The 25,447-nt window shown below is 56.8% G+C and carries 24 protein-coding genes; 11 read left to right on the top strand and 13 right to left on the bottom strand.

What is annotated here, in order from left to right:
* The first annotated feature begins 197 nt into the window (after positions 1–197).
* Positions 198–530, top strand: coding sequence for a YceK/YidQ family lipoprotein (locus INF77_RS07515; RefSeq protein ID WP_014881914.1), 333 nt, complete (start codon positions 198–200; stop codon positions 528–530).
* Here INF77_RS07515 and INF77_RS07510 read toward each other — a convergent pair.
* The 8 genes from INF77_RS07510 to INF77_RS07475 all read right to left on the bottom strand — a co-directional run bounded on the left by INF77_RS07510 (position 527) and on the right by INF77_RS07475 (position 8,713).
* On the bottom strand, positions 527–1,756 hold the full coding sequence (locus tag INF77_RS07510; protein ID WP_193531931.1) for a DUF3748 domain-containing protein: 1,230 nt from the start codon (positions 1,754–1,756) through the stop codon (positions 527–529). The genes INF77_RS07515 and INF77_RS07510 overlap by 4 nt on opposite strands.
* A 51-nt stretch (positions 1,757–1,807) precedes the next feature.
* Positions 1,808–3,145, bottom strand: coding sequence for an MFS transporter (locus INF77_RS07505; protein WP_080351061.1), 1,338 nt, complete (start codon positions 3,143–3,145; stop codon positions 1,808–1,810).
* A 78-nt stretch (positions 3,146–3,223) separates the two neighbouring features.
* Entirely contained in the window at positions 3,224–4,372 is a 1,149-nt protein-coding gene (gene dgoD / locus INF77_RS07500; protein WP_028014940.1) for a galactonate dehydratase, read from the bottom strand.
* Entirely contained in the window at positions 4,369–4,986 is a 618-nt protein-coding gene (locus tag INF77_RS07495; RefSeq protein WP_041911729.1) for a 2-dehydro-3-deoxy-6-phosphogalactonate aldolase, read from the bottom strand. Before INF77_RS07495 ends, dgoD begins: the two co-directional genes overlap by 4 nt.
* Complete coding sequence (locus tag INF77_RS07490) at positions 4,970–5,848, bottom strand: 2-dehydro-3-deoxygalactonokinase (RefSeq protein WP_047366731.1); 879 nt, start codon at positions 5,846–5,848, stop codon at positions 4,970–4,972. The genes INF77_RS07495 and INF77_RS07490 overlap by 17 nt, the downstream gene beginning before the upstream one ends.
* A complete protein-coding gene (gene dgoR, locus INF77_RS07485) occupies positions 5,845–6,534 on the bottom strand; it encodes a D-galactonate utilization transcriptional regulator DgoR (protein ID WP_003861109.1) in 690 nt (229 codons plus the stop codon). Before dgoR ends, INF77_RS07490 begins: the two co-directional genes overlap by 4 nt.
* Before the next feature lie 226 nt (positions 6,535–6,760).
* The gene (gene yidA, locus INF77_RS07480; protein ID WP_047363227.1) at positions 6,761–7,573 is read right to left on the bottom strand and encodes a sugar-phosphatase; all 813 of its coding nucleotides are present in this window, start codon (positions 7,571–7,573) and stop codon (positions 6,761–6,763) included.
* 114 nt (positions 7,574–7,687) lie between these two features.
* Positions 7,688–8,713 carry an NAD(P)-dependent alcohol dehydrogenase gene (locus INF77_RS07475; protein WP_193531930.1) on the bottom strand — a complete coding sequence of 342 codons (1,026 nt, stop codon included), beginning with the start codon at positions 8,711–8,713 and terminating at the stop codon, positions 7,688–7,690.
* A gap of 109 nt (positions 8,714–8,822) precedes the next feature.
* On the opposite strand from INF77_RS07475, the gene INF77_RS07470 reads away from it, so the two are divergent.
* Positions 8,823–9,758 (top strand): LysR family transcriptional regulator, encoded by a 936-nt coding sequence (locus tag INF77_RS07470; RefSeq protein WP_045630889.1) that lies wholly within the window; start codon positions 8,823–8,825, stop codon positions 9,756–9,758.
* Between the two features lie 34 nt (positions 9,759–9,792).
* Here INF77_RS07470 and gyrB read toward each other — a convergent pair whose 3' ends face one another.
* The 4 genes from gyrB to dnaA are packed head-to-tail and all read right to left on the bottom strand — an operon-like array spanning position 9,793 to position 15,805.
* Positions 9,793–12,204, bottom strand: coding sequence for a DNA topoisomerase (ATP-hydrolyzing) subunit B (gene gyrB, locus INF77_RS07465; RefSeq protein WP_028014934.1), 2,412 nt, complete (start codon positions 12,202–12,204; stop codon positions 9,793–9,795).
* Positions 12,205–12,232: 28 nt separating this feature from the next.
* Positions 12,233–13,306, bottom strand: a complete 1,074-nt coding sequence (gene recF / locus INF77_RS07460; RefSeq protein ID WP_063437521.1) for a DNA replication/repair protein RecF — start codon at positions 13,304–13,306, stop codon at positions 12,233–12,235.
* On the bottom strand, positions 13,306–14,406 hold the full coding sequence (gene dnaN, locus INF77_RS07455) for a DNA polymerase III subunit beta (protein WP_008500170.1): 1,101 nt from the start codon (positions 14,404–14,406) through the stop codon (positions 13,306–13,308). Before dnaN ends, recF begins: the two co-directional genes overlap by 1 nt.
* Positions 14,407–14,410: 4 nt before the next feature.
* Positions 14,411–15,805, bottom strand: coding sequence for a chromosomal replication initiator protein DnaA (gene dnaA, locus INF77_RS07450; RefSeq protein WP_032644944.1), 1,395 nt, complete (start codon positions 15,803–15,805; stop codon positions 14,411–14,413).
* Positions 15,806–16,404: 599 nt separating this feature from the next.
* Between dnaA and rpmH the strand changes: the two genes are divergently transcribed.
* The 9 genes from rpmH (at position 16,405) to INF77_RS07405 (ending at position 23,924) form a co-directional block, all read left to right on the top strand.
* The gene (gene rpmH / locus INF77_RS07445; RefSeq protein ID WP_000831330.1) at positions 16,405–16,545 is read left to right on the top strand and encodes a 50S ribosomal protein L34; all 141 of its coding nucleotides are present in this window, start codon (positions 16,405–16,407) and stop codon (positions 16,543–16,545) included.
* A 16-nt stretch (positions 16,546–16,561) separates the two neighbouring features.
* Positions 16,562–16,921, top strand: coding sequence for a ribonuclease P protein component (gene rnpA / locus INF77_RS07440; RefSeq protein WP_014072458.1), 360 nt, complete (start codon positions 16,562–16,564; stop codon positions 16,919–16,921).
* Positions 16,885–17,142 (top strand): membrane protein insertion efficiency factor YidD, encoded by a 258-nt coding sequence (gene yidD, locus INF77_RS07435; protein WP_001307474.1) that lies wholly within the window; start codon positions 16,885–16,887, stop codon positions 17,140–17,142. Before rnpA ends, yidD begins: the two co-directional genes overlap by 37 nt.
* Before the next feature lie 2 nt (positions 17,143–17,144).
* A complete protein-coding gene (yidC, locus tag INF77_RS07430) occupies positions 17,145–18,788 on the top strand; it encodes a membrane protein insertase YidC (protein ID WP_028014931.1) in 1,644 nt (547 codons plus the stop codon).
* Positions 18,789–18,860: 72 nt separating this feature from the next.
* Positions 18,861–20,225, top strand: coding sequence for a tRNA uridine-5-carboxymethylaminomethyl(34) synthesis GTPase MnmE (gene mnmE, locus INF77_RS07425; protein WP_028014930.1), 1,365 nt, complete (start codon positions 18,861–18,863; stop codon positions 20,223–20,225).
* 111 nt (positions 20,226–20,336) lie between these two features.
* Positions 20,337–21,512 carry an MFS transporter gene (locus tag INF77_RS07420; protein WP_193531929.1) on the top strand — a complete coding sequence of 392 codons (1,176 nt, stop codon included), beginning with the start codon at positions 20,337–20,339 and terminating at the stop codon, positions 21,510–21,512.
* Positions 21,481–22,452 carry an HTH-type transcriptional regulator YidZ gene (gene yidZ / locus INF77_RS07415; RefSeq protein WP_028014928.1) on the top strand — a complete coding sequence of 324 codons (972 nt, stop codon included), beginning with the start codon at positions 21,481–21,483 and terminating at the stop codon, positions 22,450–22,452. Before INF77_RS07420 ends, yidZ begins: the two co-directional genes overlap by 32 nt.
* Before the next feature lie 122 nt (positions 22,453–22,574).
* Complete coding sequence (locus INF77_RS07410; RefSeq protein ID WP_047366738.1) at positions 22,575–23,321, top strand: 4'-phosphopantetheinyl transferase superfamily protein; 747 nt, start codon at positions 22,575–22,577, stop codon at positions 23,319–23,321.
* A 36-nt stretch (positions 23,322–23,357) separates the two neighbouring features.
* Positions 23,358–23,924 (top strand): NADPH-dependent FMN reductase, encoded by a 567-nt coding sequence (locus INF77_RS07405; RefSeq protein WP_193531928.1) that lies wholly within the window; start codon positions 23,358–23,360, stop codon positions 23,922–23,924.
* 61 nt (positions 23,925–23,985) lie between these two features.
* On the opposite strand, the gene adeP is transcribed toward INF77_RS07405, so the two are convergent.
* The gene (gene adeP / locus INF77_RS07400; protein ID WP_145965165.1) at positions 23,986–25,323 is read right to left on the bottom strand and encodes an adenine permease AdeP; all 1,338 of its coding nucleotides are present in this window, start codon (positions 25,321–25,323) and stop codon (positions 23,986–23,988) included.
* Positions 25,324–25,447 lie beyond the last annotated feature (124 nt).

The following is a 25,447-nucleotide window of genomic DNA, read 5'->3' as shown; positions in this document are numbered from 1 at the left end:
AACTGGGCTTTTCAAGACTATTTAGTCGAGATTTTTTTGCACTTTGCTGGTTGTCGCATAGACTCTGGGACAACAGCACAAAGGGTTAAATTGCGATGGCTGCCACAGTGCGGGGTTATCGGGCTATTCATTTCGGATAAGGCTCGCTATAACCCTGAGTTGCAGGTCTATGCAGTGCCATTAACGATGACTGAGTGATGATGAAAAATGTTCTGATAAAGCTGACGACGTTCAGCGGGGTGGTTTTACTTTGCGGGTGTTCGAGCGTGATGTCTCACACCGGCGGTAAAGAAGGAACATATCCGGGGACGCGCGCCAGCGCGGCGATGATCTCCGATGACGATACGAACTGGGGCACCAAATCCCTGGTTATCCTGGATATGCCCTTTACAGCAGTGGCGGATACGCTTCTGCTGCCGTGGGATGTATTCCGAAAGGACGATTCCGTGCGCTCACGGGTAGAGAAAAGCGAGCAGGAAAATCTGGCGACAAACGCCGTCATCCCGCCCGCCGAGATGCCGCCGCGCTAGTCCTTCGCGGTTTCCGTTACCCAAAGCTGACGGAAACCGCCCGTCTCTTGCATCCACGCAATAAAGCGCCCATCCGGGGAAAACACGACCGCATCAGCAGACGGCGGATTGCCGTGATCGGACGTCAAAAACGTCACTTCTCCAGTCTTCGCGTCACAGCAGGCGATTCGGTTTTCAAGCACAAATCCCAGCATGTTCCCGGAAGGGTGCCAGTTAAACGCAGACTGAATACCGCTCCCGGTGCGCGTCAGCTGGCGCGGCTCGCCGCCCTCAGGAGAGATCAGCCACAGCTGCACAATGCCGTTATCATCCCGCATCAGAAACGCGATCTGCGTCCCTTGCGGGTTACTGCGCACCCAGTGACGCGGCACGTTCACCAGACCCGGGTAGGCCCTCTGGTGGGTAAAGGTCAGACGACGCTGCTTCACCCCGGCAGGCGGCGCTGGCAGGGTATCTGGGGTGCCCTGCAGCGGCGCATCGCCCGCTTGTTTCCAGCCCTGCTCGTCTTCTGGCAGGTTAACAATAAACAGTTCAGGCACTTTTTCGCCCTGCGCGGAGAGGGTATCGCCGATAAACGCCAGCCTGTTGTTGCCCACCCAGCCCTCTTCGTAGGCGCGGTTAATTTCATCGCTGCCCGGCTGCGGGTTGGGTGTTGTGCGGCTGACCAGCACGCTCCAGAACGTGCCTGAATATTCACGTGGATGATTCCCCTGCGGGTTCACCGGGCCAAACGGTGCCGCCACGCCGACGTTGCGTAAATCGAGCTTCGGATCCCGCTCATGTAAAACATGGTCGTTATAGGTAAAGCTGACGAGCAGCCCGTTCGGGCTAAAGACGTGCACGTGGCTGCCGCCGCGCAGCGCGCCTGCGGTATAAGGCGCGGTGATATCCATCGCGTCCAGGTTGCTCACCTGACCGTGATGCACAATCACACCCTGACGATGATGAAAATCGTAGTGCCAGTCAGCATCCGGGTTTTTCGGACCGTGGATAAAGACGTATTTGTCCAGTGCCGGATGAACGGTCACCACGCCGACATGCGCGCCGTCAGTGGCGCGATAGACCACCTCCACCTCACCCGTAGCGACGTTGACCTGCTCAATGGTTTCGCCGGTAAATGACGCGCCTGACGGGCGCACGTCGTAGACCAGCCACTGGCTGTCCGGCGTCCAGGTATTGATGTTGGTCAGCTGGTGGTTGCGGGAGGCGAAGGTAATTTGTTTCATGAGGATACCCTGATGCACGGTGAGTGCATCAGGGTAAAACATCCGCAGGGATTAGCCTACTCGTTTCACATCGCCCACCAGCAGGATGTAGGAGAGTGCCCCGATCAGCGCCACGGCAGAGATGTAGACAAGCGCCGGGCCGAAGCCGTAGTCCTGCGCCAGGTAGCCGATGACCAGCGGTACGGTGATCCCGCCCAGTCCGCCGACAAAGTTGAACACACCGCCGGTCAGGCCAATCAGCCGCATCGGCGCAAGGGACGACACCAGCGACCAGGTGATAGAGGCGAAACCGTTACCAAAGAACGCCACCGCCATCAGGGCCATAATCCACACCGGATCGTTGGTGTAGTTGGCGCCCATGATGCAGGTCGAAATCAGCAGCCCGCAGATAATCGGTGTTTTACGCGCCACGCCCAGCGAGTACCCTTTTTTCACCAGCTTATCGGCCAGCCAGCCGGAGAGCAGCACGCCGAAAAATGCGGCGAGGAACGGCACGGTGGTCATAAAGCCCGCCTTTAGCGCCGCGATCCCCTTTTCCTGGGTCAGGTAGTTCGGGAACCAGGTGAGGAAGAACCACAGCGTAGAAGTAACCGCGAACTGACCCAGATAAACGCCCACCAGCTTACGGTGGAAGACCAGCTTCCAGTCCGCTTTGGTCAGCGGCTGGCGCGCCTCTTTTTTCACCGGCGCATCACCATCCACCAGACCGCCACCGTCGCGGATGTAGTCCAGCTCGGCCCTGGTGATACTTTTGGTCAGACGCGGCGGCTGGTAGACCTTGAACCAGATTAGCGACCAGATAATGCCAATCCCGCCGGTGACGATGAACACCCAGTGCCAGCTCAGCAGCTCCTGGATCCAGATCAGCAGCGGCGTCAGGAACGCCAGGCCGACAAACTGGCCAGAGGTGTAAAAACCAACGGCGGACGCGCGCTCGTGTTCCGGGAACCAGCTGGTCACCATACGGTTGTTGGTCGGAAACGCGGGCGCTTCGAAAACCCCGGTGATGGCACGCAGGCCAATCAGCGAAATCAGCCCGGTGGCGAAGCCCTGGAATAGGGTCGCCACGGACCAGCCTAATATGGCGATAAAGTAGGTCAGACGTGAACCCACGCGGTCAAGAAACCAGCCGCCGGGGATCTGGCATAAGGTATACAACCAGGCAAACGCCGAGAAGACGTAGCCCATTTCCGCTTTGGTGATGCCAAACTCTTCCTGAATATGGGCCGATGCCACGGCAAGGTTGGCGCGGTCGACATAGCAAATGACCACGGTAATAAAGATCATCATCAGCGTCAGGTAGCGGCGACGCCCGATTTTTGTAGCGGTAACTGGAATATCCATCGCAATCTGTCTCCAGATTTTGGGCATAGCGAAGCCGCTCACCATGCCCTGTAATTTACAGAGGGTTATATTTTTGTATGTATGATTTTTGCCCGGAGGCTTACCGGGTCTACGGGATGGCGATTACCATTCCGCTACGCTGCCGTCCTCATGACGCCACAGCGGGTTTCGCCAGTCCGGCGCATTCTTACTCAGCTCAATGACTTTAGCTTCGTCAATTTCCACGCCAAGGCCCGGCTTCGTAAGCGGTTTAAAGAAACCGCCTTCCATGCAGAAGTCTTCTTTATTTTTCACAAAATCGAGCAGTTCCGCGCCCTTGTTATAGTGAATCCCCATGCTCTGTTCCTGGAACACCGCATTGCGGGAGACGAAGTCGACGTGCAGGCAGGCCGCCAGCGCGATTGGGCCGAGCGGGCAGTGCGGCGCCAGCGCCACATCGTAAGCTTCTGCCATCCCGGCAATTTTGTAGCATTCGGTGATGCCGCCCGCATGAGAAAGGTCCGGCTGTAGGATCGCTATGCCGCCCGCTTCAAGTACGCGTTTAAACTCGAAGCGCGAGAACATACGTTCACCCGCCGCGATAGGAATGTGGGTCTGTTCAGCCAGCTTCGGATAGTACTCCGCCTGCTCGGCCAGCACCGGCTCTTCGATAAACAGCGGGCGATACGGCTCCAGCTCTTTAATCAGCACTTTGGCCATCGGCGCGCTGACGCGGCCGTGGAAATCCAGGCCAAACTCAATCTCGTTGCCGAAGGCTTCACGAATTTGCGCCACGGTATTGACCGCCCGGTCTACCGCACGCGAATTGTCGATAACGCCCATCTCTTCGCAGCCGTTGAGCTTGAAGGTGTCAAAGCCGATATTGCGCAACTGCGTGATGCCGTCGATCACTTCCGCAGGACGATCGCCGCCTACCCAGCTGTAGGCTTTGATTTTGTCGCGCACCAGGCCGCCCATAAGCTGCCATACCGGCGCGTTAAGCACTTTACCTTTGATATCCCACAGCGCCTGGTCGATACCGGCGATGGCGCTCATCAGGATCGGACCACCGCGGTAGAAGCCCGCGCGGTACATCACCTGCCACAGGTCGTTAATGCGCGCCGGATCCTGACCAATCAGGTATTCGCCCAGCTCGTGTACTGCCGCTTCAACGGTGCGCGCGCGCCCTTCAATCACCGGTTCGCCCCAGCCTACAACCCCTTCATCGGTTTCGATTTTCAGGAACATCCAGCGCGGGGGTAAACGGTACGTGGTGAGTTTGGTTATTTTCATTTCACTGCCTCTCGATACGCTTTCACAAATGCTGCCGCCTGCTGTGCGGTACGTTCCACGGACTGTCCGGCACGATAAAGATCGCTACCCAACCCTGCGCCCACACAGCCAGCGCTCATCCACTGGCCCAGGTTTTCTGGCGTTACGCCGCCCACGGCAAAGACCGGTACGCTGGCGGGCAATACCGCTTTCAACGCCTTGATGTAGTCCGGTCCAAAAGCCGATGACGGGAAAATTTTGAGCGACTGCGCGCCCGCATCAAGGGCAGTAAAGGCTTCCGTGGCGGTGGCGCAGCCCGGGCAGACCGTCATGCCGTAACCCACCGCGCGGCGGATCACCTCAGGCTGAATATTGGGCGTGACGATAAGCCTGCAGCCCATCTTTGCCAGCCGATCGACCTGCTCAGGCTGTAACACGGTGCCTGCGCCAATCAGCGCCTTATCGCCGAAAACCTCCACCACGGCCGGAATGCTTTTTTCCCAGTCGGGCGAGTTGAGCGGGATTTCTACCGCGTCGAATCCGGCGTCGATAACCGCGCCGACGTGGTCTAACGCCTCATCGGGCGTGATGCCGCGCAAAATCGCGATAAGGGGAAGATCAGTTTGCCACTGCATGAGCGATGCTCCTTATTCCTGCCTGAAATGCCGTGTCGCCGGATACCGTCGAAACATCACGCCCAACGGCGCGAAATGCCTGTTCGTAGCGCGACGTTAGCGATGCGCCTGCGACAATCGTAATGGCCTGCTCGTGCGCGATGAACTCACGCATGCTGGCGACCTCTGCGCCAATCAGCAGGCCGGAGAGAAACTCGCTGACCTGCTCGCGCGGGAGAAGTCCCAGCACGTGCGAGGCGCGAACCTCAAAAAGCTGCGGCAAAACATCAGGGGAGGCGATCCCACGTTCAAGCCCGGCGGCAAACGCCTCTGATGAGGATTCCTGCTCAGGTAAACCGGCCCCGACCAGCGAATGGTTGAGCAGCAAATGGTGCAGCTCGCCGGTCATTACGGTGCGAAAATCGTGGATTTGCTCAGCGTCAGCCTGGACCCACTTACAGTGCGTGCCGGGCATGACGTAGACAGAAGAAGGAGAGAGAGCGCGCGCGCCAAGCAGCTGCGTCTCTTCGCCGCGCATCACGTTGTGGTTATCGTCGCGAGAGACGCTCAAACCGGGAATAATCCAGATATTGTCGCCAACGGACGTTAACTGCTCGCCAATAGCGGAGAAATGGGCGGGAACCGGCAGGTAAGGTGCAATTTTCCAGCCTACGTTACTGCCCACCATTCCCGCCATTACCACCGGCGTGGCGCTGTCACGCCAGTTTTGTGTGACCTCTGCTAACACCGCCTCGGGGGATTTACCGTTCAGGCGCGTCACGCCTGCTTCTGATTGCCTGCTCTCCAGGCACTGCTCGCCCTGATAAAGCCAGGCGCGCAGATTGGTCGATCCCCAGTCAATTGCGATGTAGCGAGATGTCATGTGATTTCCTTCAGCCTTCGTGTCGAGCTGGCAATCATGGTAAGCGCCGCCTGCTCTGCCGCATCGCCGTCCTGATGCCGTATCGCATCGAACAGCGCTTTATGTTCCTGGAGCGTTTTTGGCATGTTGGCCTCATCACCCATCCAGGTACGTTCAAATACCGCTCGCTGTAGCGAGCTGATCGCCACGCTAAGCTGCTGTAAAACCGGGTTATGCACCGACTGCAGCACCGCTTCGTGGTAGCGAATGTCCGCCTCGTTGAACGCCTCCCGGTTCTGGTTATTGGCGATCATGTCGTTTAAAGCCGATTCAATCTGGGCCAAATCACCGGAGGTCGCGCGTTCCGCTGCCCAGCGCGCAATTGCCGGCTCCACCAGGTTTCGAACTTCACTCATCGCGCCGATAAGCCGCGGGTCGTAGTCGTTTTCCAGCACCCACTGCAGCACGTCGGTATCGAGGTAGTTCCACTGGTTGCGCGGAGCAACAAACGCGCCGCGATAGCGCTTCATTTCAATCAGCCGCTTCGCCATCAGCGAGCGGAACACTTCCCGGATGATGTTGCGCGAGGTTTCAAACTCCTCGCACAGTTCAGCCTCTGCGGGGAGCGGCGAACCGGGAACGTATTTACCGCCCACAATCTGAGTGCCCAGCGTAATAACGATGCGATCGGTTTTATTGAGAGTCATGGAGAGTCCTTGTGCTCTGTATGTCCATCACTACTTTACCGCGACCGCTGAATTTCGCCTCACTTTTGCAGTACAAACGTGAGGCCATTCGTCTTTGCCGTGGTGACAATGTAGTACAATCATTTAATGTTGTACTACAATCAAGATCACAAAAAGAACAATTCGATAAATACAGGGCAAAAAAAAGCCCCGGTTGATAACCGGGGCTGATGATTAAAAATAAGCGTTACTGCAGCACAAACTTCTCGATCGCGTAGGCAACACCGTCTTCGAGGTTAGATTTGGTGACGAAATCAGCCACCTCTTTCACCGAAGGAATGGCGTTATCCATCGCCACGCCAACGCCCGCGAATTCAATCATCGCGATGTCGTTTTCCTGGTCGCCGAGCGCCATGATTTCTTCCTGCTTAATCCCTAACGCATCAGCAAGTGATTTCACGCCGGTGCCCTTATTGACGCGTTTATCGAGGATTTCGAGGAAGTACGGCGCACTTTTCAGCACGGTGTACTTCTCTTTTACCTCCGCCGGAATGCGCGCGATGGCTTTATCCAGGATCTCCGGCTCGTCGATCATCATCACCTTCAGGAACTGCGTCGCCGGGTCCATTTTCTCGGCTTCACAGAACACCAGCGGAATGGTCGCAACGTAGGATTCATGCACCGTGTAGTAGCTGATATCGCGGTTGGCGGTGTAGAGCGTATTGCGATCGAGCGCGTGGAAGTGGGAGCCCACTTCACGGGACAGTTTTTCGAGGAACAGGTAGTCATCATAGCTCAGCGCAGTTTGCGCAACCGTGCTGCCGTCTGCGGCTTTCTGCACCAGCGCGCCGTTATAGGTGATGCAGTAATCGCCCGGCTGATTCATGTGCAGCTCTTTCAGGTAGCTGTGTACGCCCGCATACGGACGCCCCGTGGTCAGAACCACATTCACGCCCTTCGCTCGTGCGGCGGCGATCGCGTTTTTAACGGCAGGAGAGATAGTGTGGTCTGGCAGCAGCAGCGTGCCGTCCATATCGATTGCAATGAGTTTGATAGCCATGAGTTCCCCGGGATAAATGAGTGCTACCTCATGCTAACGCGATTAAGCACACAAAAATAGAGCTACATTGCGCAACAGACCCCCCCTTTTACGCTTATCCTGGGGAACGACGACTTACTCGCGGGTGAGAACGATTTTACCGAATGCGCCGCGATCCAGATGTTCAAGGGCCTGTTCAAGCTCGTTAAAACGGTAGCGATGCTCAATCACCGGCTTCAGTCCCGTGACGTCAACAGCGCGGACGAAATCCTCCAGCGCCCGGCGGTGTCCCACGCCAATCCCTTGAATGACGGGGGATTTCAGCAGCAGCTCAGCAGCAGGCAGCGAAATGTCAGTCCCGGCCAGCACGCCAATGACGGAGATACGCCCATGAACGGCAACGGCACGCAGGGAATGCTTCAGGTTTTCCCCACCTACGGTTTCGATAATATGGTCGATGCCGCGATCCTGAGTCAGCGCCAATGCTTCTTCATCCCAGTCACTTTTCAGGCGGTTGACGCCCTGACTGGCGCCCAGTTTTTTGGCGAGCGCCAGCTTTTCATCGCTCCCGGACGTGACAATAACCTCTGCGCCGTGCGATTTTGCAATTTGCAGGGCGAAAATCGCCACGCCGCCCGTCCCCTGTACCAGCACCGATTGCCCGGCGCGGAGCTGACCCCGCTCCACCAGCGCGAACCAGGCGGTAAGCCCTGCGCAGGGTAACGTGCTGGCCTCTGCGTCATTCAGAGTTTCCGGAGAGGCCACCAGCGCGTTTTCATTTACAACCACATATTCGGCCAGCATTCCCTGGAAATAGCCGCCGGACGTTTTGTAGGGCAAATCACGCGCGTCTGCCTGCGGCTTGCCGTCGATCCACTCCGGGAAGAAGGTTGAAATGACGCGAGCACCGGGTTTGAAACGCGTGACACCTTCACCTACGCTGTCCACCACGCCCGCCATGTCAGACGCCGGGGTGAACGGGAAGGAAAGCGGAATCGGCATCGTGCCTTCGATAACCATTTTATCGCGATAGTTGAGCGCAACGGCATTTACCCGTACGCGAACCTCACCGGGGCCTGGCTGTGGAACCGATTCATGAATGAGTTTGAGATTCTCGCGCCCGAGGGCGTTCATTGACCAGCGCTGCATTGTCTCTGTCATTTTTTTCTCCTGCCATCAGATAAGCTTCAGTCATGACAGTCTACCGTTGACTCCTCGTCACCAGTGGCGATAAGTTTTCTCTTCATTGACGCCTGAATGGATACAAACCGTGACCGATACGCTGAAAGATATTCCTGTTTTTGTCGCTGCCGTGGAGGCAGGGAGCTTTGCGCAGGCCGCAGTTCGCCTGCACCTGTCGCGCTCTGCGGTGGGTAAAAGCATTGCTCGACTTGAGGAACGTCTGGGAGTGCGGCTGTTTCAGCGCACTACCCGCAGCCAGCGGCTCACCGATAACGGCGCCCTGTTCTACGAGCGCTGCCTGCGCGCGCTGGAGGAGATCAGGAGCGCGGAATCCCTGCTGGAAACGGGGAAACATCAGATCAACGGTCGGCTTCGTGTTGCCATGCCGGTGCTGTTTGGACGCCAGTGCGTCGCGCCGCTGCTGATTGAACTGGCGCAGGAACACCCTGGGCTTGAGCTTGAAATGTCGTTCAGCGACCGCGTGGTGGATCTGGTCGAGGAAGGCTTCGATATGGCGGTACGTAACGGCACGCTGCAGGACAGCAGCGTGCTGGTGGCCAGAAAGCTGGGAGAACACCGCATGGTCCTGTGCGCCTCGCCCGACTATCTGCAAAAAAGAGGTCATCCAGACGCTGTGGATGATTTATCCCGGCACGCGGCCATTAACTATCTGCGCGCAGGCCGCGTGCTATCCTGGCAGCTTATGGACAGCGACGGAACGCCGCGCACGTTTACGCCGCGGTCATCACTCAATATGGATGATTTGCAGGCCATCTGCGACGCGGCGGTGACCGGGCACGGCATTGCCTGGCTCCCCTGCTGGATGGCCATCAAAGAAATTCATCAGGGAAAGCTTGTCCCGCTCTTTAAGCAGGCGCCGGATGTCCATTTTGACGTCCATGCCGTCTGGCAACAGACGCCGTACCTGCCCCTGAGGGTAAGAATGGCCATAGATGCGCTGGCGAGCCGTTTACCGGCGGCGATGTCGCTGGACATTCCTGCGCCCATAAAAAAGCCGCGCTAAAAGCGCGGCCAGTTTTCATGCGGGATAGCGACTGTTAAATATCGATATTCGCCGCTTTCAGTGCGTTCTCTTCAATGAACGCACGACGTGGTTCTACCGCATCGCCCATCAGGGTCGTGAACAGCTGATCCGCTGCAATCGCGTCTTTAACGGTGACGCGCAGCATGCGACGGCTTTCCGGATCCATGGTGGTTTCCCACAGCTGATCCGGGTTCATTTCGCCCAGACCTTTATAACGCTGGATAGACAGACCGCGACGGGATTCTTTCACCAGCCAGTCCAGCGCCTGCTCGAAGCTTGCTACCGGCTGACGACGCTCGCCACGTTCGATGAAGGCATCGTCTTCGATCAGGCCGCGCAGCTTCTCGCCGAGGGTGCAGATGCGGCGGTATTCCGGGCCGGTCACGAATTCGTGCTCCAGCGGGTAGTCGGTGTCGACGCCGTGAGTACGCACGCGAACAATCGGCTCAAACTGCTGTGCCGCATTCTGTTGAACGTCGAACTTCCACTGGCTGCCGTGCTGCTCTTTCTCGTTCAGCTCGCTCACCAGGGTATTCACCCAGCGGGTCACGGCCTGCTCGTTGCTCAGATCGGCTTCGGTCAGGGTTGGCTGATAGACCAGCTCCTTCAGCAGCGCTTTTGGATAGCGGCGTTCCATACGGCCAATCATTTTCTGCGTGGCGTTGAACTCGGAGACCAGACGCTCCAGCGGCTCGCCGGCCAGCGCTGGCGCGCTGGAGTTCGCATGCAGGGTCGCGCCATCAAGGGCGATCGCGATTTGGTACTGATCCATCGCGTCGTCATCTTTAATGTACTGTTCCTGCTTGCCTTTCTTCACCTTGTACAGCGGCGGCTGCGCAATGTAGACGTGGCCGCGCTCAACGATTTCAGGCATCTGACGATAGAAGAAGGTCAACAGCAGCGTACGGATGTGCGAGCCGTCGACGTCCGCATCGGTCATGATGATGATGCTGTGATAGCGCAGCTTGTCCGGGTTGTACTCGTCGCGGCCAATGCCGCAGCCGAGCGCGGTGATGAGCGTCGCCACTTCCTGAGAAGAGAGCATCTTGTCGAAGCGCGCTTTCTCAACGTTGAGGATTTTACCCTTCAGCGGCAGGATCGCCTGGTTCTTACGGTTACGGCCCTGCTTCGCAGAACCGCCCGCGGAGTCCCCTTCCACGAGGTACAGTTCGGACAGCGCCGGGTCACGTTCCTGACAGTCAGCCAGCTTGCCCGGCAGGCCTGCCAGGTCCAGCGCGCCTTTACGACGGGTCATTTCACGGGCTTTACGCGCTGCTTCACGAGCACGTGCCGCATCGATAATTTTGCCCACCACGATTTTCGCGTCGTTCGGGTTTTCCAGCAGGTATTCGCTCAGCAGTTCGTTCATCTGCTGCTCAACCGCCGATTTCACCTCGGAAGAGACCAGCTTGTCTTTGGTCTGTGAGGAGAACTTCGGATCCGGCACCTTCACGGAAACCACGGCAATCAGGCCTTCACGGGCATCGTCACCGGTGGCGCTGACTTTCGCTTTCTTGCTGTAGCCTTCTTTGTCCATGTAGGCGTTCAGGGTACGGGTCATCGCCGCGCGGAAGCCCGCAAGGTGAGTACCGCCGTCGCGCTGCGGAATGTTGTTGGTGAAGCAGTAGATGTTTTCCTGGAAACCGTCGTTCCACTGCAGCGCCACTTCCACGCCGATACCGTCTTTTTCGGTGGAGAAATAGAAGATATTCGGGTGAATTGGCGTTTTGTTCTTGTTCAGATACTCAACAAACGCCTTGATACCGCCTTCGTAGTGGAAGTGGTCTTCTTTGTTGTCGCGTTTGTCGCGCAGGCGAATAGAGACGCCGGAGTTCAGGAACGACAGTTCACGCAGGCGCTTCGCCAGGATGTCGTACTCGAATTCAGTGACGTTGGTGAAGGTTTCAAGGCTCGGCCAGAAACGCACCATGGTACCGGTTTTATCGGTATCACCGGTAACGGCCAGCGGGGCTTCAGGCACGCCGTGCTGATAGATCTGACGGTGAATTTTGCCTTCGCGCTGAATAACCAGCTCCAGCTTTTGCGACAGGGCGTTTACTACGGAAACGCCTACGCCGTGCAGGCCGCCGGAAACCTTATAGGAGTTATCGTCGAACTTACCGCCTGCGTGCAGTACGGTCATGATCACTTCCGCAGCAGAGACGCCCTCTTCCGGGTGAATACCGGTCGGGATGCCACGGCCGTCATCGGTAACGGAGACGGAGTTGTCCGCATGGATGGTGACCACGATGTCTTTACAGTGACCCGCGAGCGCTTCGTCGATAGCGTTATCTACCACCTCGAATACCATGTGGTGCAGACCGGTGCCGTCATCCGTGTCGCCGATATACATACCCGGGCGCTTACGCACCGCATCCAGCCCTTTCAGGACTTTGATACTGGAGGAGTCATAAGAATTCGACATCAACGTTTCTCGCTCATTTCAACTTGGGTTAATCCGTTATTTTACCCTTTTCCACGGTAAACATCTTCGAATTTTCGTCCGACATGTCCATAACGTGTTCAGCGCTAATGGCGCTGACGAAAACCTGCGACTGCGTGGCTTTTAAGCGGCTGGCAAGCAGCCCGCGCCGCGCGTCGTCAAGTTCCGAGGCAAAATCATCTATCAGGTACAGGCAGCGTCGTCCGCTCTCGCGGGTGAGGAACTCCCCCTGCGCCAGGCGTAGCGCGCACATCAGGAGCTTGAGCTGCCCGCGCGACAGCGTGTCTTCCACCGGCGCACCGTCGGCACGAATGCGAAAATCCGCCTTGTGCGGGCCGTGCGCGGTGTAGGTCAACATCCGATCGCGCTCGAAGCTTCTCTCTAACACCTCGGCATAATCCGTCTCTTTCTCCCAGCCACGCTGAAAGGAGAAGGTGAGAGAGAACTCGGGTAAAAACTGTTTGCAGGTGTCGGCCATATCTTCGGCGATACCCGCGCTGTATTCGGCACGCCAGCGGCTTATCTGTTCCGCAAGAGGGATGAGTTCCATGTCCCACGGACGCAGCTGGGCGTAGCGCGTGACCTGGCGCAACGCGGCGTTACGCTGTTTAAGCAGACGCTTCAGGTTGCTCCAGGCGTTAAAGAAACCGGCTTCATTGTGAAAGCATCCCCAGTCGAGGAACGCTCTTCTGTATTTGGGGCCGCCGTTGAGTAAAGTAAACCCCTCGGGCGTAATCAGCTGCATTGGCATCAGCAACGCCAGCTCCGCCACCTTATGGCCGTCGGTGCCGTCGATGCGCACCTTGCTATCGCCCTGCTTGTCTTTGGTCAGGCCGATGGCGGTTTCCCGCTCTGCGCACTGCAAACGCCCGTGCAGAACAAAGGATTCCTGCTCGTGGCGAATGACGCGACCAATTTGCAAACTGCGAAACGCCCGGCCATGGCCGAGCGTATAGATGGCTTCCAGCACGCTGGTTTTGCCGCTGCCGTTCGCGCCAACCAGAAAGTTAAAGCCGGGGGATAATGCGAGATCCGCGCTTTCGATATTGCGAAAGTCGCGGATCAACAGACGGGTGAGCGACATTACAGTCTCATTGGCATGACAACATAAGCCGCGCTTTGGCTGGCCGCATCTTCAATCTGTACGCTCGAAACGGAGTCGGTCAGCAGAATGCGCACATTCTCGCATTTCAGTGCATTGAGCACATCCAGCACGTAGCTGACGTTGAAGCCGATTTCCATCTCAGCCCCGGCGTAGGTGACGTCCAGAATCTCTTCTGCCTCTTCCTGCTCCGGGTTGTTGGCGGTGATTTTGATCTGGTTTTCACTCACGTACAGGCGCACGCCGCGGAATTTCTCGTTCGAGAGAATGGCCGCGCGGGCAAACGCCTGCTTGAGGCTATCGCAGCCCGCTTCCAGCGTTTTGTCCGGGTTCTTCGGCAATACGCGGCGATAATCCGGGAAACGGCCATCAACCAGCTTCGAAGTGAAGACAAAATCGCCCACGTGGGCACGGATATTATTGCTGCCAATCTGCACCCGCAGCGGCGTGTCACCGCCGTCGAGCATACGCATCAGTTCAATCACGCCTTTACGCGGCACGATCACCGAATGGTTCGGCAGCGAGTCGCCAATCGGCATGGAACAGACCGCCAGACGGTGGCCGTCTGTGGCGACGGTACGCAGCTCTTCACCTTCGGTTTCGAACAGCATGCCGTTTAAGTAGTAACGAACGTCCTGATGCGCCATGGAGAACTGCGTGGCTTCAATCAGACGCTTCATCGTCGCCTGCGGAAGAGTGAATTCAACTTCACTCTGCCAGTCGTCCAGGTTCGGGAAGTCCGCAGCGGGTAGCGTGGAAAGGGAGAAACGGCTGCGGCCAGAGCGCACCAGCATGCGGTCGCCCTCCAGCTGCACGGCGATTTCAGCGCCTTCCGGCAACCCGCGGCAGATATCAAAGAATTTACGTGCCGGAACCGTGGTCGCGCCCGCGTCGTGCGGCTGCGTCAACGTAACGCGCGCGATCATTTCCATTTCCAGATCTGTACCGGTCAGCGACAGCGTACCGTCCGCGACCTGAAGCAGCAGGTTTCCGAGAATAGGCAGCGTTGGGCGGCCGCCTAATGGGCCACTCACCTGTTGCAGCGGTTTTAATAAATGTTCACGTTCAACGGTAAATTTCATAGCGTCACGATGATAATGTTCTGATTAGATTGGAAAAATCTTCTTTTATGTCGTGGCTTTCTTCGCGTAACTGCTCAATCTTGCGACACGCGTGCAGCACGGTCGTATGGTCACGGCCACCAAACGCATCCCCGATTTCCGGTAGACTGTGGTTGGTTAACTCCTTTGCCAGCGCCATCGCCATCTGACGCGGACGCGCCACCGAGCGGGAACGACGTTTAGACAGTAAATCTGCCACTTTGATCTTGTAGTACTCAGCCACCGTCTTTTGAATATTGTCGATGGTGACCAGTTTTTCCTGCAATGCCAACAAATCGCGCAGTGCTTCACGCACAAAATCGATGGTGATCGCACGACCGGTGAAGTTGGCATTGGCGATAACGCGGTTCAGCGCCCCTTCCAGCTCACGCACGTTGGAGCGCAGGCGCTTGGCGATGAAGAACGCCACTTCACCCGGCAGGCGGATGTCGTTCTCATCGGCTTTCTTCATCAGGATCGCGACGCGGGTTTCCAGCTCCGGTGGCTCGATCGCCACGGTGAGGCCCCAGCCGAAGCGGGATTTGAGACGATCTTCAACGCCGTTGATCTCTTTAGGATAACGATCCGAGGTCAAAATGATCTGCTGATTACCTTCCAGCAGGGCGTTAAAGGTGTGGAAAAACTCTTCCTGCGATCGTTCTTTATTGGCAAAGAACTGGATGTCATCGATCAGCAGCGCGTCAACGGAACGGTAGTAGCGTTTAAACTCTTCGATCGCATTGTTTTGCAGGGCTTTTACCATGTCCTGAACGAAGCGCTCGGAGTGCATATACACCACTTTCGCGTTGGGCTTGCGCGCCATAATGCCGTTACCCACAGCATGCAGCAGGTGGGTTTTACCGAGACCCGTGCCGCCATACAGGAACAGCGGGTTGTAAGCACCGCCGGGGTTATCGGCAACCTGACGGGCTGCCGCGCGCGCCAGCTGGTTCGACTTACCTTCAACGAAGTTATCGAACGTGTGTTTCACGTTAACGTTAGAGCGGTAGGTTGGCTCTGCGGGGGCAGGGACGTTATCCCAGCCCTGACGAGCAGGTGCAACGCGAGGCGCCGGAGCCGGAACAGCCTGAGCGGGCGCGGCTACATTTACGGTTTCACGAACGGTTTGGGTGACCGGCTTTGTGCCCACTTCAAAACGCAGCTGTGGGACATCTGACCCGCAAAAATCGTTCAGCAGGCCATTGATGTTATTAAGGTACTTGTCTCTTACCCAATCGAGCACAAAACGGTTTGGCGCATACAAAGCCAGCGTGTTATCGCTCAGCTCCGCCTGCAACGGGCGGATCCACATACTGAATTCTGTGGCTGGTAACTCATCCTGCAATCGGGCAAGACACTGCTGCCAAAGCGAAAGTGACACGGCGGACTCCACTCGAACAATAAAAGAAAACTATTGAATATTCATGATTGTTGGCGCACATCGACATGACCCTGTGTAAAGGGGGACGTGCGAATTGCTATCTGCAATTTATCCTGACCAGGATCCTGGGATCCCGATCGGGACCGCGGATCATAGCGTAAACTGAGCCAGAGATCTTCTGTTTCTCACAGATTCTTCCCGATTTATCCACAGGAAGATCCGAAACCGGGTAAGTGTAAACGATCCTGGCGCGAGTGCCCCGCGATTTAGCCCGCATATTGGAAAATTTAATGAGCAGCGACAATTTATTGCTTAAATGATCTAACGAAGATCCGGGACGATCCTTGCGCTTTGTTGGCGAGGCCGTATAATCCTCGACCCGGCGCGTGATGCTCATCTTCCTGCGTCGTCCGTTGCTCATTTTCCACGCGAAATCGTGCGGAAATACGCGGGAAATAAGGAAAGAGAATTGACTCCGGAGTGTACAATTATTACAATCCGGCCTCTTTAATCACCCACGGCTTCGGCGTCCGTCATTCGAAACTCGGTCGGGCATCCGCAAAAGTCATGAATTTTTTCAAGTTTAGGTAGAAATCGCCATGAAACGCACTTTTCAACCGTCTGTACTGAAGCGCAACCGTTCTCACGGCTTCCGTGCTCGTATGGCTACTAAAAATGGTCGTCAGGTTCTGGCACGTCGTCGTGCTAAAGGCCGCGCTCGTCTGACCGTTTCCAAGTAATAAAGCTAACCCCTGAGTGGTTAAGCTAGCATTTCCCAGGGAGTTACGTTTGTTAACTCCCACTCATTTCACTTTCGTCTTCCAGCAGCCACAACGGGCTGGCACGCCGCAAATCACCATCCTCGGCCGCCAAAATTCGCTGGGGCATCCCCGCATCGGTCTCACAGTCGCTAAGAAAAACGTTAAGCGTGCGCATGAACGCAACCGGATTAAACGTCTGACGCGTGAAAGCTTCCGTTTACGTCAGCACGAACTGCCTTCTATGGATTTCGTGGTGGTGGCTAAAAAAGGGGTTGCCGACCTCGATAACCGTGCTCTCTCGGAAGCGTTGGAAAAATTATGGCGCCGCCACTGTCGCCTGGCTCACGGGTCCTGATAGCCCTCATTCGGGTCTATCAACGCCTGATTAGTCCGCTACTCGGGCCGCACTGCCGTTTCACACCAACATGCTCAAGCTACGGAATTGAGGCATTGCGCAGGTTTGGAGTGATAAAAGGCAGTTGGTTGACGGTGAAACGCGTATTAAAATGCCACCCTTTACACCCCGGTGGAGACGACCCCGTCCCCCCAGGACCTTTTGATACCAGAGAACACTAACGATGGATTCGCAACGCAATCTTCTTATCATCGCTTTGTTGTTCGTGTCTTTCATGATCTGGCAGGCATGGGAGCAGGATAAAAATCCTCAACCCCAGCAGCAGACCACGCAGACCACGACCACCGCAGCGGGTAGCGCCGCCGACCAGGGCGTACCGGCCAGTGGCCAGGGGAAACAGATTACGGTTAAGACCGATGTGCTTGAGCTGACTATCAACACCCGTGGTGGTGATGTTGAGCAGGCGCTGCTGTTGACCTACCCGAAAGAGCTGAAGTCTAACGAACCGTTCCAGTTACTGGAAACCACACCGGAGTTCCTGTATCAGGCGCAGAGCGGCCTGACCGGTCGTGATGGCCCGGATAACCCGGCTAACGGTGCGCGTCCACTGTATAACGTCGAGAACGACACCTTTGTACTGGCTGATGGCCAGAACGAACTCGTTATCCCGATGACCTACACCGACGCGGCAGGCAACACCTTCACCAAAACCTTCACCCTGAAACGCGGTGAGTATGCGGTGAACGTGGGCTACAGCGTACAGAACGCCGGTGCGAAACCGCTGGAACTGTCTACCTTCGGTCAGCTGAAGCAGTCCATCAATCTGCCGTCACACCGTGACACCGGAAGCAGCAACTTTGCGCTGCATACCTTCCGTGGCGCGGCGTACTCCACGCCTGATGCGAAGTACGAGAAATACAAATTCGACACCATTGCCGATAACGAAAACCTGAACGTCAGCTCCAAAGGCGGTTGGGTCGCAATGCTGCAGCAGTATTTCGCGACCGCGTGGATCCCGAATAACGACGGTACGAATAACTTCTACACCGCTAACCTGGGCAACGGTATTGCAGCCATCGGCTACAAATCACAGCCTGTTCTGGTTCAGCCGGGTCAAACCGGTAAGCTGGCAAGCACCCTGTGGGTCGGCCCGGAAATCCAGGACAAAATGGCCGCTGTTGCGCCGCACCTGGATCTGACCGTGGATTACGGTTGGTTGTGGTTCATCTCTCAGCCGCTGTTTAAGCTGCTGAAGTTCATCCACAGCTTCCTGGGTAACTGGGGCTTCTCCATCATCGTTATCACCTTCATCGTGCGTGGCATCATGTACCCGCTGACCAAAGCGCAGTACACCTCCATGGCGAAGATGCGCATGCTGCAGCCGAAGATTCAGGCGATGCGTGAGCGTCTGGGCGATGATAAACAGCGTCAGAGCCAGGAGATGATGGCCCTGTATAAGGCAGAGAAAGTGAACCCACTGGGTGGTTGCTTCCCGCTGCTGATTCAGATGCCAATCTTCCTTGCGCTGTACTACATGCTGATGGGTTCCGTTGAGCTGCGCCACGCGCCGTTCGCCCTGTGGATCCATGACCTGTCCGCACAGGACCCGTACTACATCCTGCCGATCCTGATGGGCGTGACGATGTTCTTCATCCAGAAGATGTCGCCAACCACCGTGACCGACCCGATGCAGCAGAAGATCATGACCTTTATGCCGGTCATCTTCACCGTGTTCTTCCTGTGGTTCCCGTCAGGTCTGGTGCTGTACTATATCGTCAGCAACCTGGTGACCATCATCCAGCAGCAGCTGATTTACCGTGGTCTGGAAAAACGTGGCCTGCATAGCCGCGAAAAGAAAAAGTCCTGATTCGGTAAGATAACGCTAAAATAAGGGCGGTCGATTGACCGCCTTTTTTATTTGTATTGAACGAGAGCAACCATGAGCCATAACGACACTATCGTCGCCCAGGCAACCCCACCGGGACGCGGTGGTGTAGGCATTCTGCGTATCTCCGGCCTGAAGGCGCGCGAGGTGGCTGAAGCGGTGCTGGGTAAACTGCCAAAGCCGCGCTACGCTGATTACCTGCCGTTTAAAGATGCCGACGGCACGCCGCTGGACCAGGGCATTGCGCTGTGGTTCCCCGGCCCGAACTCCTTTACCGGCGAAGACGTGCTGGAACTTCAGGGCCACGGCGGCCCGGTTATCCTCGACCTGCTGTTAAAACGTATTCTGACCCTACCTGGCCTGCGCATTGCGAAGCCGGGCGAATTCTCCGAGCGTGCCTTCCTGAACGACAAGCTCGACCTGGCGCAGGCCGAGGCGATTGCAGACCTGATCGACGCCAGCTCTGAACAGGCGGCCCGCTCCGCCCTGAACTCGCTGCAGGGCGCGTTTTCCGCACGTGTGAATCACCTTGTGGAAGCACTTACTCACCTGCGAATCTATGTCGAAGCGGCTATCGACTTCCCGGACGAGGAAATCGACTTCCTCTCTGACGGTAAAATCGAAGCACAGCTGAACCAGGTGATGAGCGATCTGGATGCCGTCCGCGCCGAAGCGCGTCAGGGCAGCCTGCTGCGTGAAGGGATGAAGGTCGTCATTGCTGGTCGCCCTAACGCCGGGAAATCGAGCCTGCTGAACGCCCTGGCGGGCCGTGAAGCGGCAATCGTAACCGACATAGCCGGGACCACCCGCGACGTGCTGCGCGAGCATATCCATATCGACGGGATGCCGCTGCACATTATCGACACCGCGGGCCTGCGCGATGCCAGCGATGAAGTCGAGCGTATCGGTATTGAACGCGCCTGGCAGGAGATTGAGCAGGCCGATCGCGTGCTGTTTATGGTAGATGGCACCACGACCGACGCCGTTGACCCGGCGGAGATCTGGCCGGACTTTATCGCCCGTCTGCCGGCCAAACTGCCAATCACCGTAGTGCGCAACAAGGCAGACGTGACCGGCGAAACGCTGGGCATCAGCGATGTGAATGGTCACTCACTTATTCGCCTGTCGGCGCGGACCGGTGAAGGCGTGGAAGCACTGCGTAACCATCTCAAGCAGAGCATGGGCTTTGATACCAGCATGGAAGGCGGCTTCCTGGCGCGTCGCCGTCACCTGCAGGCGCTGGAAGAGGCGGCACGCCATCTTGACCAGGGCAAAGCGCAGCTGATTGGTGCGTGGGCGGGTGAACTGCTGGCGGAAGAGCTGCGTCTGGCGCAGCAGAATCTGAGCGAGATCACCGGGGAGTTTACGTCGGACGATCTGCTGGGACGGATCTTTTCGAGCTTCTGTATTGGTAAGTAATTCCCGCTAATCAATGGTGATTTCCTCCTGGGAAATCACCATTGTCCAAATGGCAACTCGCCTAAACCCTTTTCACCCCCTATTCTGCATGCCTGCATTTATGGGGGGTTTATGGCGCGTTTTCTGTTTTGTAGTTTCGCATTAGTTCTGCTTTATCCGTCGGGTATTGATATGTATCTGGTGGGATTACCGCACATCGCCCGCGATCTGGGTGCCAGCGAAGCGCAGCTGCACATTGCGTTTTCGGCCTATCTCGCAGGAATGGCGTCGTCGATGGTCTTTGCCGGGAAGATCGCGGATAAAGCTGGCCGTCAGCCCGTCGCAATAACCGGAGCCATCATCTTTGCCCTGGCCTCTCTTCTCTGCTCACAGGCACAGAACAGCACCTTGTTCCTGGCAGGACGGTTCATCCAGGGCATTGGTGCCGGCGGCTGTTACGTGGTGGCGTTTGCTATTTTGCGCGACACCTTAAGCGCCCAGCGCCGTGCTAAAGTGCTCTCCATGCTGAACGGGATAACCTGCATCATTCCGGTGCTGGCACCGGTTGTAGGCTATCTGATCATGCTGAAATTCCCGTGGCAGAGCCTGTTCTGGACCATGGCTGCCATGGGCGCCCTGGTCTTTGTGCTGTCGATCGCCGTACTGAAAGAGACCCACCCGGGCTCGCAGAATCCCAGCCATACCGCGACCATTCATCCGGCAGAGAAACTTCTCAATCGCTTCTTCCTCAGCCGTCTGGCCGTAACAACGTTAAGCGTGGCGGTGATCCTGACGTATGTAAACGTTTCCCCGGTGTTGCTGATGGAGACCATGGGTTTCGATCGCGGTGAGTATTCAACGGTGATGGCATTAACCGCCATGGTCAGTATGGCCGTCTCATTTTCTACCCCCTTCGCGCTGAATCTCTTCCGCCAGCGCACGCTGATGCTGACCTCGCAGGTACTGTTTCTCGCCGCAGGTGTGGTTCTGGCAACCACCAGCTCGCATGCGGTGATGCTGGTGGGCATTACGCTCATCTGTGCCGGGTTCTCGGTTGGCTTTGGCGTGGCGATGAGTCAGGCGCTCGGCCCTTTCTCGCTGCGGGCAGGCGTGGCAAGCTCGGTGCTGGGGATCGCGCAGGTCTGCGGCTCGTCTCTGTGGATATGGCTGGCGGCGGTCATCGGACTTAACGCGCTCAATATGCTGATCGGGATTCTGATTGGCTGTAGCATAGTCTGCATCACCTTACTTATGGTCATCCAGCCCGCGGCACAGTATGAAGAAGCCCATCAGCAGTCTCGATCTTAACCTGTTGCTTTGCCTGCAGCTTTTGCTGCAGGAGCGCAGCGTCACCAAAGCCGCGAAGCGGATGAACGTGACGCCGTCGGCGGTGAGTAAATCGCTGGCCAGGCTGCGCGACTGGTTTGACGACCCGCTGTTTGTCAAAACGCCGTTAGGGCTGCTGCCTACGCCGCTGACGGTCAGCCTGGAGCAGGATTTGGCCGACTGGATGCAGATTGGCAACCAGATCCTCGATAAATCTCACCATGATTCGCCTGGCGGGCTGACGTTTGTGCTGGCCGCCGAAACGCCGCTGATGCTCATCCGCTTTAACGCCCTGCTTGAGCAGGTGAACCAGCGTTATCCGCAGGCCACGGTGAAGATGCGTCACTGGGATTACGACTCGCTGGACGCCATTACGCGCGGGGAAGTGGACGTTGGCTTCACCGGTCGCGAAACCCACCCGCGCTCGCGTGAACTGCTGAAGCTGATGCCGTGGTTTATCGACTACGAAATCCTGTTTAGCGACCGTCCATACGTCTATTTGCGTGAGGACCACCCCGCTCTGCAGGAGGAGTGGAATCTGGAGACCTTCCTGCGCTATCCCCATATCAGTATCTTCTGGGAACGGAGCGACACGTGGGCGCTGGATGAGGTGCTAAAAGAGATGGGGCGGGAGAGAAACATTGCCATGTGTTTGCCGGGCTTTGAGCAGTCGATGTTTATGGCGGCGCAGCCCGGTCATAACTATATCGCCACGGCTCCCCACTACTGTCGCCACTACAATGAACTCCACCAGCGGAAGCTGATCGCGCTTCCTATTCCCATTGACGAAGCGCAGGCCGAAAAGCTGACCGTTCCCTTCACGCTGATCTGGCATAAACGGAACAGCCATAATCCGAAAATCCTCTGGCTGCGGGAGACCATCAAGGCGTTGTACGGTGGCAGCGATCCAATTTTTGCCTAAGAAAATGTAAAGTTCGGCCTTCAGGCTTCTCTTACTCCGATTTACTGATTAAAACAGGAGTCAAGTTAAGCGATAATCATGTAACCGTTTAACCGATTACGACCATTATCAAGGAGCGAAAAATGGCAACGCACTTTGCAAGAGGGATACTTACAGAAGGACGTCTCGTATCGGCCAGACTCTCTTCAGCCTGTCACAGTGAGGCGCTCAAACTCCCCGAACACCGCAGGACGCGGTTTTTAGCCTCGAGAGCACTTCTCGCAGAACTGCTGTTCATGCTGTACGGCACCAGCGAACTCCCGGAGATCGTCACGCAACCAGAAGGCCGCCCGGTCTTTGCTGACCCGGAACTCCCCCGTTTTTCCATTGCCTATACGGGCAATATCATTGGCGTGGCGCTGACCACCGAAGGGGATTGCGGGCTGGATATGGAGCTTCAGCGTGCAACGCGGAGCTTCCACGGCGCAAGCCCGCACGATGACTACCCGCTCTCCAGTAATGAGAAGCTGTGGGTACGCAACCAGAACGACTCCGTCGAGGCCAGAGCCCAGCTCATCACCCTGCGCCAGAGTATTCGCAAGCTCTGCGGATGCGCTTCAGACGACGCCAGCCTGTTGCAATTGTTGCCCGGCTCCGGACGCCTGCGTGCTGCTAAAGCTACGCTTGTAGAGGCGCTCAGCGATGCAGAAGATGTGTTGATATGGTCTGTTGCAGTTAGCCCAGCCATCGAACGGCTAAAGATTTGGGAATTTGACAGTAAAGAGGGATGGAGTAGCCTTCCGGATGTGCCCGAGCGCGCCAACGAGCCCGCCGCACGCCTGATGCGTTTAACCAGTTTACCGGCAGAAAAAGCATTTACCCATAGCTGATCCAATCAGGGTCATCATGATGAAACAGGAGTAATCATGTCTGATACGTTGAAAGTAGTTACGTTACTGGGAAGCCTGCGCAAAGGTTCATTTAACGGAATGGTTGCCCGCACGCTGCCGCAGCTGGCCCCGGCAGGTATGGAAATTAGTGCCCTGCCATCTATTGGCGATATCCCGCTGTATGATGCAGATGTCCAGCAGGAAGAGGGGTTCCCGCAGAGCGTGGAGGCGATAGCCGAGCAAATCCGCCAGGCCGACGGTGTGGTCATTGTCACGCCGGAGTATAACTACTCGGTGCCGGGTGGCCTGAAGAACGCTATTGACTGGTTATCCCGTTTACCGGAGCAGCCGCTGTCTGGCAAACCGGTGCTGATCCAGACCAGCTCAATGGGCGCGATTGGTGGCGCACGCTGCCAGTATCACCTGCGTCAGATCCTGGTGTTCCTGGATGCGATGGTGATGAACAAGCCGGAATTTATGGGCGGTGTGATTCAAAACAAGGTCGACCCGCAGACGGGTGAAGTGGTGGATGAGAGCACGCGTGACCATCTCTCTGGCCAGCTGACCGCGTTTGGGGATTATATTAAGCGGGTGAAGGCGTAAGCCGGAGCGGCCCGATGCCCTCACCCTGGCCCTCTCCCACGTGGAGAGGGAATAAACCTGTTTATTTCGCGTCAATAAACACAATCTTCAACACAAACAGCAGCGCAACGATAATCACGCACGGGCTGAGTTCGCGGAAGCGGCCGGTACCGATCTTCATTACGCAGTAAGAGATAAAGCCCAGCGCGATACCTTCGGTGATCGAGAAGCTGAACGGCATCATCACGGCGGTAATAAAGGCCGGCACCGCTTCGGTTAAATCTTCCCACTTCACGCGCGCCAGGCTCGAGGTCATCAGCACGCCCACGTAAATCAGCGCGCCGGCAGCCGCATACGGTGGAACCATACCCGCCAGCGGAGAGAGGAAGATCACCAGCAGGAACAGGATACCCACCACCACCGCCGTCAGGCCGGTACGGCCACCCACGGACACGCCGGAAGAGGATTCAATGTAAGCGGTAACAGATGAGGTGCCGATGAAAGAGCCGGCGACGGACGAGATGCTGTCCACATACAGCGCCTGCTTCATGCGCGGGAATTTGCCTTTCTCGTCAGCCAGACCCGCTTTGTCCGTCACGCCAATCAGCGTACCGGAGGAGTCAAACAGGTTGACCAGCATGAAGGAGAAGATCACGCCCGCCAGGCCCAGGTTCAGGGAACCCGCCAGGTCAACGTGACCAATCACGGTAGAGACGCTCGGCGGCGCAGAGACAATACCGCTGTAATGCACGTCACCCAGCATCCAGCCCAGCAGCGTGGTCACGATGATAGAGACCAGCACCGCAGCGTGGATGTTGCGCGACGCCAGGATCGCGATGATGAAGAAGCCCAGCACGCCCAGCAGCACGCTGTGCGAGGTCAGGTTACCGATGCTCACCAGCGTTTCCGGGTTCGCCACGATCACACCGGCGTTTTTCAGCCCCATCATGCCGATGAACAGACCGATACCGCTGGTGATACCCACGCGCAGGCTCACCGGGATATTGGCAATCATCCAGTAACGGACGCGGAAGATGGTCAGCAGCAGCAGGCCGACCGCACCCCAGAAGATAGCGCCCATACCAACCTGCCACGGCAGGCCCATCGCCTGAACCACCACGAACGCGAAGAACGCATTCAGGCCCATTGCGGGTGCCAGCGCCACAGGCAGGTTAGCGAAAACGCCCATCAGGATGCTGCCAAGGGCCGCGATCAGACAGGTGGTAACAAAGACGGCGCTGGTGTCCATGCCAGCCACGCCCAGAATTTGCGGGTTCACAAAAACGATATAGACCATCGTCAGGAAGGTGGTGAAACCGGCGATCACTTCGGTGCGTGCCGTTGTGCCGTGCTCGCGCAGTTTGAATACGCGCTCAAGCAGACCCTGACCAGATGTCTGGGTTGTGTGTTGTTGACTCATCATCAATTTCCGAACAAGGAGGGAAAATTCGTCGCTATCCTATACCAAAATGCGACAATAGTGGCGGTTACGGGATACTTTTTTCATTGATTATGCTTATACGGCAACGATTGCGTCTCGTAAA

Origin of the sequence: Enterobacter cloacae complex sp. P1B, from assembly GCF_014982345.1 — a bacterium.
Taxonomy (GTDB): Bacteria; Pseudomonadota; Gammaproteobacteria; order Enterobacterales; family Enterobacteriaceae; genus Enterobacter; species Enterobacter bugandensis.
Note: the sequence above shows the minus strand (reverse complement) of the source record. Positions and strands in the feature narration are given on the sequence as shown.

What these genes read in the sequence shown, in the direction of transcription:
- INF77_RS07515 (WP_014881914.1), top strand. Translation starts at nt 198, where the DNA reads ATGATGAAAAATGTTCTGATAAAGCTGACGACGTTCAGCGGGGTGGTT.
- INF77_RS07510 (WP_193531931.1), bottom strand. Translation starts at nt 1,756, where the DNA reads ATGAAACAAATTACCTTCGCCTCCCGCAACCACCAGCTGACCAACATC.
- INF77_RS07505 (WP_080351061.1), bottom strand. Translation starts at nt 3,145, where the DNA reads ATGGTGAGCGGCTTCGCTATGCCCAAAATCTGGAGACAGATTGCGATG.
- dgoD (WP_028014940.1), bottom strand. Translation starts at nt 4,372, where the DNA reads ATGAAAATAACCAAACTCACCACGTACCGTTTACCCCCGCGCTGGATG.
- INF77_RS07495 (WP_041911729.1), bottom strand. Translation starts at nt 4,986, where the DNA reads ATGCAGTGGCAAACTGATCTTCCCCTTATCGCGATTTTGCGCGGCATC.
- INF77_RS07490 (WP_047366731.1), bottom strand. Translation starts at nt 5,848, where the DNA reads ATGACATCTCGCTACATCGCAATTGACTGGGGATCGACCAATCTGCGC.
- dgoR (WP_003861109.1), bottom strand. Translation starts at nt 6,534, where the DNA reads ATGACTCTCAATAAAACCGATCGCATCGTTATTACGCTGGGCACTCAG.
- yidA (WP_047363227.1), bottom strand. Translation starts at nt 7,573, where the DNA reads ATGGCTATCAAACTCATTGCAATCGATATGGACGGCACGCTGCTGCTG.
- INF77_RS07475 (WP_193531930.1), bottom strand. Translation starts at nt 8,713, where the DNA reads ATGACAGAGACAATGCAGCGCTGGTCAATGAACGCCCTCGGGCGCGAG.
- gyrB (WP_028014934.1), bottom strand. Translation starts at nt 12,204, where the DNA reads ATGTCGAATTCTTATGACTCCTCCAGTATCAAAGTCCTGAAAGGGCTG.
- recF (WP_063437521.1), bottom strand. Translation starts at nt 13,306, where the DNA reads ATGTCGCTCACCCGTCTGTTGATCCGCGACTTTCGCAATATCGAAAGC.
- dnaN (WP_008500170.1), bottom strand. Translation starts at nt 14,406, where the DNA reads ATGAAATTTACCGTTGAACGTGAACATTTATTAAAACCGCTGCAACAG.
- rpmH (WP_000831330.1), top strand. Translation starts at nt 16,405, where the DNA reads ATGAAACGCACTTTTCAACCGTCTGTACTGAAGCGCAACCGTTCTCAC.
- yidD (WP_001307474.1), top strand. Translation starts at nt 16,885, where the DNA reads ATGGCGCCGCCACTGTCGCCTGGCTCACGGGTCCTGATAGCCCTCATT.
- yidC (WP_028014931.1), top strand. Translation starts at nt 17,145, where the DNA reads ATGGATTCGCAACGCAATCTTCTTATCATCGCTTTGTTGTTCGTGTCT.
- mnmE (WP_028014930.1), top strand. Translation starts at nt 18,861, where the DNA reads ATGAGCCATAACGACACTATCGTCGCCCAGGCAACCCCACCGGGACGC.
- INF77_RS07420 (WP_193531929.1), top strand. Translation starts at nt 20,337, where the DNA reads ATGGCGCGTTTTCTGTTTTGTAGTTTCGCATTAGTTCTGCTTTATCCG.
- yidZ (WP_028014928.1), top strand. Translation starts at nt 21,481, where the DNA reads ATGAAGAAGCCCATCAGCAGTCTCGATCTTAACCTGTTGCTTTGCCTG.
- INF77_RS07410 (WP_047366738.1), top strand. Translation starts at nt 22,575, where the DNA reads ATGGCAACGCACTTTGCAAGAGGGATACTTACAGAAGGACGTCTCGTA.
- INF77_RS07405 (WP_193531928.1), top strand. Translation starts at nt 23,358, where the DNA reads ATGTCTGATACGTTGAAAGTAGTTACGTTACTGGGAAGCCTGCGCAAA.
- adeP (WP_145965165.1), bottom strand. Translation starts at nt 25,323, where the DNA reads ATGAGTCAACAACACACAACCCAGACATCTGGTCAGGGTCTGCTTGAG.